The 994-nt window shown below is 72.5% G+C and carries 1 protein-coding gene; it reads right to left on the bottom strand.

Features of this window, described 5'->3' with window-relative positions:
• Positions 1-418: 418 nt before the first annotated feature.
• Positions 419-712: a GroES family chaperonin gene (locus tag D450_RS0129025; protein WP_017542128.1), complete on the bottom strand. Its 294-nt coding sequence runs from the start codon at positions 710-712 to the stop codon at positions 419-421.
• Positions 713-994: the final 282 nt, after the last annotated feature.

Raw genomic sequence — 994 nt, forward strand, 5'->3', positions numbered from 1 at the left:
GGAGGTCTGGGGTTCGAATCCCCATAGCTCCACAGAGAGACGGCACGTTTCCGGTTTCCGATCGGGAACGTGCCGTTTTCGTGTGCGCGCTGGGGGCGTCACCGAGCTCCCCGCCACGGCCGTCCTGAGGTTCTTCCCGGTGCCGCTGTGGGCGGTGTGGGCGGTGTGGGCGGCCTGGGCCGCGGGGTTCCGGCCGCTCCGCGCTCCGGCCCTGGGGCCCTCGGCTGCGGGGCGGCGGGCGCGTGACGGGCACTGCCGACGCGCTCCTACCGCTCCTACTGCTCCGGCCGACCGGCGGCGCGACGGACCCGTGGGCCCCGGCCCCGCGCCGTCCAGTTCGTGTGCGCTGCTCCGGTGCCTCCCGTCCCCGTGGGGGACCGGAGGCGGGCCGGGTGCGCGTGCCGGGGCCGGGGTGGGATCAGAGGTACAGGCCGGTGCCCTGCTGCGGCGACTCGTTGGCGACGGCGTGCACGTCGCGTTCGCGCAGCACCAGGTACCGCTCGGCCTGGAGTTCGACCTCCAGCTGGTCCTCGGGGTTGAACAGGACCCGGTCACCGGTCTTCACGTGCCGCGCGCTGGTGCCCGCGCCGCAGACCTCGCCCCAGACGAGGCGGGTCGCCATCTTCACGGTGTCCGGGATGACCAGCCCGCCCGAGCTGCGGCGCTCACCCTTCTCGGGGAGAAGCCGCACGAGCAGCCGATCATGGAGCATCTGGATTTCGAGCTTTGTTTCGGGCACCCTGCCAGCTTATTGGGTTCCAGGACGTGACCGGGAGCGGTGGTCGGAAGGGGGATCGGCGGTCGGAGCAGGGGCACGGGCCCGGGGAGCGATCCTGGAGGGTGATCGGAAGCGGTCCCGGGGGCGAACATCCGCGGAACGGCGTGAGCACTCCTCGGGATCCGGTAAGGTCGAGGTGTCGCCGCGGCGAGGCCGACCACCGGCACGCAGGGGCGACGACCAGGGGCTATGGCGCAGTTGGTAGCGCGCCTCCAT

This window comes from Nocardiopsis halophila DSM 44494 (assembly GCF_000341245.1).
GTDB classification, from domain to species: domain Bacteria; phylum Actinomycetota; class Actinomycetes; order Streptosporangiales; family Streptosporangiaceae; genus Nocardiopsis_A; species Nocardiopsis_A halophila.

Bases quoted from the DNA above. Each gene is read 5' to 3' on its own strand.
- D450_RS0129025 (WP_017542128.1), bottom strand. From the start codon at position 712: ATGCTCCATGATCGGCTGCTCGTGCGGCTTCTCCCCGAGAAGGGTGAG.